The organism is Caloramator australicus RC3, from assembly GCF_000297115.1.
GTDB lineage: Bacteria > Bacillota > Clostridia > Clostridiales > Caloramatoraceae > Caloramator > Caloramator australicus.
The window spans coordinates 40,851-47,487 of the sequence record NZ_CAKP01000024.1 but is presented as its reverse complement, the minus strand read 5'-3'; the positions used below and the strand labels follow the sequence as shown (position 1 = coordinate 47,487).

Below are 6,637 nucleotides of genomic sequence, written 5' to 3'. Positions count from 1 at the left end.
ATTCCTCCTAGGAGCGTAATAATACTTTTCTTGTCTTTTCTTTCAACTATCCATTCCTTTTTCTCTTATCATCTTCTTTAATCGCTTTATCTAATTCTTCTAAAAAGTCTTTTATTATATTCCTTCCAAGTTCATCAGTCGATTCTTTAACTACCTCAACAAGTTTTGTAAAATCCCATTCTTTTGACAGCATTTCTTCTACATTTTTTATTAATTTAGTAGTGAAATTTATTAAATGTTGTTGTATAATATCATGTTGTATAATATTATTCAAAAGAGACACCCCCTTATTGATTTGTGTTTTTTCCACTTTTTATTTTACCACAGGGGTTGTCTCTTTTAAATTTTTTGTCCTTTTTCGTCCTACAATAATTTTACACTATGTTTTTTAGGGGGATGAAATTTGAGAAATAAATCTTATTTTGTGATTTCTATTTTTAATTTAGTTCTTTTGGTAATACCATTGATAATTGAAAAACCAATAAAAATTATAAAGGGACTTGTTGACATTATTAAAGAATCAGATATTTTAATTACGGATTACATTGCGGTTGGGGGGATTGAAGGAGCCTTTTTTAACGCTGGACTTGTTGGACTTGCAGTTTTGACATTATACAGAATAAATAGGCTTCAGATAAATGGAGGATTAATTGCTGCCTATTTTACAACGGTGGGCTTTTCGCTTTTTGGTAAAAATATAGTAAATATTTGGCCGACTATATTGGGAGTTTTTTTGTATTCATTGTATCAGAGAGAAAGTTTTAAAAACTATATTCTAATTGCTTTATTTGGAACCACATTATCACCAGCTGTTGTTCAGCTTGCCTTTTTAAATATATTGGGTAAAGCCTTTAGCATATCTTTAGGAATATTAATAGCTGTATTTATAGGATTTTGCCTTCCGCCTCTTGCAAAGTTTTCACTAAAACTTCATCAGGGATATTGCCTTTATAATATGGGACTTGCCGGGGGGCTTATGGCTACCATGATGATGTCAAAATTTAGGGCCTTTGGTATAGATTTTGAGAGAAAGCTCATTTTATCTACAGGTAATAACTTTAAATTTACTCTATTGTTTTCAGCAATATTTATTGCCTTTATTATCTATGGGTTTTTAAATGAAAGGAAGGTAATAGAAAAATATAAGCTGCTCTCAAAAACTACAGGAAGACTTTATAGCGATTACTTTAATGACTTTGGAGAAGGTATAACCTTTATAAATATGGGAATGTTAGGTCTAATTTTCATTATTTATGTTCTTTTGATAAGAGGGGAACTAACTGGACCTGCAATTGGTGCAATTTTAACTATTGTTGGTTTTGGGGCTCTAGGGAAACACCTCGTTAATACTTTACCAGTTCTATTAGGGACGGTGATTTCTTCAGTATTGAATATATGGGAATTAAATTCCCAGTCGATAATACTTGCGTCGTTATTTGGAACTAACCTTGCACCTATTGCAGGAGAATTTGGTTGGTTTTTTGGAATAATAGCTGGTTTTTTCCATGTTTCGGTTGTAATGAACATGAGCTATTTACATGGGGGTTTAAATCTTTATAACAATGGTTTTGCAGGAGGGATTGTCGCTATTGTTTTAGTTCCAATTTTTTCAGCAATTTTAAGAAAAAATGTTGAGTATAAATATTAGTAAAATTTAACTTTAAAATGATGGAAATCCACAGGAATTGTATAAAAATAATATGTAAATACTAATACAGTAAGGTTATTGAAACCTTGCTGTATTTTTATGCAAATGTTATACAAAATTATTTTATTGAATTATTTGAATATTTATAAATTTAATAAGATTTTTAAAGTATATAAAAGAAAATAGGATTAAGCGGCAGCATGTAACACATAATTTTAAAATTTGACATAAATTGATATCATTTAAAATTTTTTAACATTTTTATTTATTATACAATAGATGTATAATGAATATGTAATTAAAACAGCCTAGGAGGAATTGGAATGAAGCATTTTATAAATGTAACTTCTGAAATAGGGAGGCTAAAAAGGGTTCTTCTTCATAGACCTGGCCAAGAAGTTGAAAATTTAGTTCCAGAGTATCTTGGTAGGCTTTTGTTTGATGATATTCCTTATCTAAAAATTGCTCAACAGGAGCATGACAAATTTGCTCAGGTTTTAAGGGAAAACGGTGCTGAGGTTGTTTATCTTGAGGAATTGTCGGCAGAAGTTTTAGAGGACGAAAAGGTTAAATTAGAGTTTTTAAAAGAGTTTTTAGAAGAGAGCGGAATTACATCGCCATCTTTAAAAGAAAGCCTTATTGAGTATTTAAGCAAAATGCCAGCAAGGCAAATGGTAGATAAAATAATGGCTGGCGTTAGGAAAAATGAAATAGAAGTTAAAGAACCAACATCTTTAGTTGAGCTTATGGCGGACGATTATCCATTTTATCTTGATCCTATGCCAAACCTTTATTTTACAAGGGATCCTGGTGCTTCAATTGGAAACGGCATTACATTAAACAGAATGAGGACAGAAGCAAGAAGAAGGGAAACTTTATTTTTAAAATATATAATAAAATACCATAAATCCTTTGAAGGAATACCTCTTTGGTATGATAGGTCAATGCCCTATGCTATAGAGGGTGGAGACGAGCTTGTTTTATCCGACAAGGTTGTTGCAATAGGCTGCAGTGAAAGAACTTCAGCTGAGGCAATTGAAATGGTTGCAAGAAACCTTTTTAACGCTAATACTTCCTTTGAGAAGGTTTTGGTATTTGAAATTCCAAAATGTAGAGCATTTATGCATCTTGATACTGTATTTACTATGGTTGATTATGATAAGTTTACGATACACCCTGGAGTTCAAGGACCTCTTAGCGTTTATGAGGTAACTAAGGGTGCTAATAATACGATTAAATTTAAGCACAACACAAGCCCTTTAAATAAAATACTTGCAGAAGCACTAAATCTTTCATCCGTTGAGCTTATTCAATGTGGTGGTGGAGACTTTATAATTGCAGGAAGGGAGCAATGGAACGATGGTTCTAATACACTTGCAATTGCACCGGGTGTTGTTGTAACATATGAAAGGAACTATGTTACAAATGAAATACTAACTAAAAGGGGCATAAAGGTTATTACAATACCTAGCTCCGAATTATCAAGGGGACGTGGCGGCCCAAGATGTATGAGTATGCCACTTTATAGAGAAAAATTATAATAAAAAAGGAGGAATTTAAAATGCCAGTAAATTTAAAAGGAAGAAGCTTTTTAACTCTTAAGGACTTTACTCCACTAGAAATCAGATACCTTCTTGATTTATCCCATGACCTTAAGGCAAAGAAAAGAGCAGGAATAAGACAAAATCTTTTAGAAGGAAAGAACATAGTTCTATTATTTGAAAAGACATCAACAAGAACAAGATGTGCCTTTGAAGTTGCAGCACTTGATGAAGGTGCACATGTTACTTTCCTTGGTGCAAATGACTCACAAATGGGTAAAAAAGAATCACTTGAAGATACTGCAAAGGTTCTTGGAAGATACTATGATGGAATCGAATTTAGAGGATTTAAACAGGAAACCGTTGAACTTCTTGCTAAATACTCAGGAGTTCCTGTATGGAATGGTTTAACTGATATCGACCATCCAACACAAGTTCTTGCAGACCTTATGACAATCGAAGAGCATGTTGCAAAGCCACTTAACAAGGTTAAGATGGTTTTCGTTGGAGACACTAGAAACAACATGGCTTATGCCCTAATGTATGGTGCTGCAAAGATGGGAATGCACTATGTTCTTTTAGGGCCACAAGAATTATGGCCAGATTCAAAGGTTGTTGAAGAAATGAAGGAAGTTGCAAAGGAAACAGGAGCAAAGATTGAAGTTACAGACAACATAGATGAGGCTGTAAAGGGAGCAGATGTAATCTACACTGACGTTTGGGTATCAATGGGCGAAGAAGATCAAATGCCAGAAAGAGTAAGACTTTTAACTAAGTATAGAGTAAATATGGATATGATTAAAAAGACTGAAAATCCAGATGTAATCTTCATGCACTGCTTACCATCCTTCCACGACTTTGAAACAAAGGTTGCAAAGGAAGCCAAGGAAAGAGGACTTGACGTAAGAGAAGTTGAAGATGAAGTGTTTAGAAGCAGACATTCAGTTGTATTTGACGAAGCTGAAAACAGATTACACACAATAAAGGCTGTTATGGTAGCTACACTATAATAAAAGGGGCAGCATAGCTGCCCTTAAATTAAATAAGGAGTCGATATTATGAGCGACAGAAAACTTGGTTTAGGACTATTAGTTCTTCTTGGAATTGGTTCGATGATTGGAGGAGGAATATTTAACAGTCCAACAGACCTTATATCAACATCAAATCCGCAGGCAACTATTTTGGCTTGGTTAATAGGAGGAATAGGGGTTATTTCTCTTGCCATTGTGTTTCAACTTCTTTCAAATAAAAGACCAGAATTAAAGGGTGGAATTTATTCCTATGCTAAAGCTGGTTTTGGTGACTTTGTTGGATTTAATTCGGCATGGGGATATTGGCTTTCAGCATTTTTAGGGAATGTGGCGTTTTTTGTTTTGATATTTAAAACGGTTAACAGCCTATTAGGTGAAGGTAGACAGTTGCCACCATTTGTTTCGTTTTTACTTGCTTCTTTGATTCTTTGGCTTGTTCACTATCTTCAGACTAAAGGAACAAAATCTGCCGGCGTAGCTAATGCTATAGTTACGGTTGCAAAACTCTTACCACTTGTTTTGGTTATAATGTTTGGAATATTCGCATTCAAATCAGATATTTTTTTAGTTGCAGAATGGAAAACAAAGCTTGCTTCCAGTGGTGAAGCAACTACGATTTTAAATCAGATAAAAGGAGCAATGGGCACTATACTTTGGTGCTTTATTGGAGTAGAAGCTGCTGTTGTCTTATCTGAAAGAGCTGAATCACCCAAAATAGTAGGGAAAGCCACAGTTTTAAGCTTATTAATTACGCTTCTTATATATGTAGCTATTTCAACTATTGCGATGGGTGTTATTTCTGCAAAGGAACTTGCTGAAGCCGGAACGCCTTTAGCGGATGTTTTATCAAAAACTTTAATTGGACCTGCCGGAGCATATATAGTAAAAATAGGGCTTATAGTGTCAATACTTGGTGCTTTGATTAGCTGGGTTATGTTAGCAGCAGAGATACCCTACGTTGCTGCAAAGGATGGAGTTATGCCAAAATGGTTTTCTAAGGAGAATGAAAAGGGTGTTCCTATTAATTCTCTTATAATAACTAATTTGGTAACGCAATTGTTTTTGGTAGCCTTACTATCAGATAAGCTTCAAAATGCATACTATGCTGTATTTTATATGGCAACCACATGTATACTTTTACCCTATCTTTTTTCAGCTTTATATGCTTTGAAGGTTATAAAAGAAGATAAACTAAAAGGGACAGATTTAATTATTGCTTTAATAGCTACAGTTTATTCTTTATATGTTATATATGCTGTAGGACTTGTTTATCTTGCAGCAGCCTTTATAATGTATGCTTTAGGTTTAATAGTTTATTATTTTGCTAAAAAGGAGAAAGGATTAAAGTTTACAACTTCTGAGAAAGTTATAAGTCTTTTAATAGCTTTAATTGCTATTTATATGATAGTTCAAATTGCTTTAGGAAAAATTAAACTATAAAGGAGAGGAGTTTATTTATGGCAAGAATAGTTGTTGCATTAGGGGGAAATGCTCTTCAAGCAAATCCAAAGGATATATCAGCAGAAGCACAACTTCAAACAGCACACCACACTGCAAAGGCTATAGTTGACCTTATCGAAGATGGCCACGAAGTTATAATCGCCCATGGAAATGGTCCACAAGTTGGACAAATTGTTGCAACTTATGAAATGGCAAGCTCAGTAAATGAAAACAACCCTGTTATGCCCTTCCCAGAATGCGGTGCAATGAGCCAAGGATATATAGGATACCATCTACAACAGGCTATAAGAGAAGAAATGGTTAGAAGAAATATAAATAAGAGCATTGCTGCGATCGTAACTCAAGTTGTAGTTGATAAAAACGATCCAGGCTTTAAAAACCCAACAAAGCCAGTAGGTTCCTTCTTTACAGAAGAACAGGCTAAAAAGCTTATGGCTGAAAAGGGCTATGTTATGAAGGAGGATGCTGGAAGAGGTTGGAGAAGAGTTGTTCCATCACCAATGCCAATAGATGTTGTTGAAAAGGAAATCGTAAAGACACTTGTTGAAGCAGGACATGTTGTTATAACTGTTGGAGGTGGCGGTGTTCCAGTTATTCAAAAGGAAGATGGAGCACTAGAAGGTGTTGCGGCAGTTATAGATAAAGACCTTGCTTCAGAAAAGATAGCAGAAATTCTTGATGCAGATGAGCTTATCATTCTTACTGCTGTTGAAAAGGTTGCAATTAACTTTAATAAACCAGACCAAAGAGACCTTGATACAATGACAGTTGAGGAAGCTAAGAAGTATATGGAGGAAGGCCATTTTGCTCCAGGTTCAATGCTTCCAAAGGTTAAAGCCGCTGTTATGTTTGCTGAATCAAAGGAAGGAAGAAAGGCTGTAATAACATCCCTTGAAAAGGCAAGGGAGGCACTAAAAGGATTAACTGGAACAGTAGTTACAAGATAATCAAAGTGG

At 34.5% G+C, this 6,637-nt stretch carries 6 protein-coding genes; 5 read left to right on the top strand and 1 reads right to left on the bottom strand.

Translation table 11 applies throughout. The annotated features are described in order from the left end of the window. Window positions 1-46 precede the first annotated feature (46 nt). Window positions 47-274 (bottom strand): UPF0236 family protein, encoded by a 228-nt coding sequence (locus CAAU_RS03025; RefSeq protein ID WP_008907966.1) that lies wholly within the window; start codon window positions 272-274, stop codon window positions 47-49. 129 nt (window positions 275-403) lie between these two features. Here CAAU_RS03025 and CAAU_RS03020 point away from each other — a divergent pair, with 129 nt between their 5' ends. The 5 genes from CAAU_RS03020 (at window position 404) to arcC (ending at window position 6,628) form a co-directional block, all read left to right on the top strand. Beyond that, complete coding sequence (locus tag CAAU_RS03020) at window positions 404-1,648, top strand: DUF1576 domain-containing protein (RefSeq protein WP_008907965.1); 1,245 nt, start codon at window positions 404-406, stop codon at window positions 1,646-1,648. Window positions 1,649-1,971: 323 nt separating this feature from the next. Further along, entirely contained in the window at window positions 1,972-3,189 is a 1,218-nt protein-coding gene (gene arcA / locus CAAU_RS03015) for an arginine deiminase (protein ID WP_008907964.1), read from the top strand. Window positions 3,190-3,209: 20 nt separating this feature from the next. Next, window positions 3,210-4,199 carry an ornithine carbamoyltransferase gene (gene argF / locus CAAU_RS03010; RefSeq protein WP_008907963.1) on the top strand — a complete coding sequence of 330 codons (990 nt, stop codon included), beginning with the start codon at window positions 3,210-3,212 and terminating at the stop codon, window positions 4,197-4,199. 48 nt (window positions 4,200-4,247) lie between these two features. Then, window positions 4,248-5,660 (top strand): basic amino acid/polyamine antiporter, encoded by a 1,413-nt coding sequence (locus CAAU_RS03005; protein ID WP_008907962.1) that lies wholly within the window; start codon window positions 4,248-4,250, stop codon window positions 5,658-5,660. 17 nt (window positions 5,661-5,677) lie between these two features. Continuing rightward, window positions 5,678-6,628 carry a carbamate kinase gene (gene arcC / locus CAAU_RS03000; protein ID WP_008907961.1) on the top strand — a complete coding sequence of 317 codons (951 nt, stop codon included), beginning with the start codon at window positions 5,678-5,680 and terminating at the stop codon, window positions 6,626-6,628. Window positions 6,629-6,637: the final 9 nt, after the last annotated feature.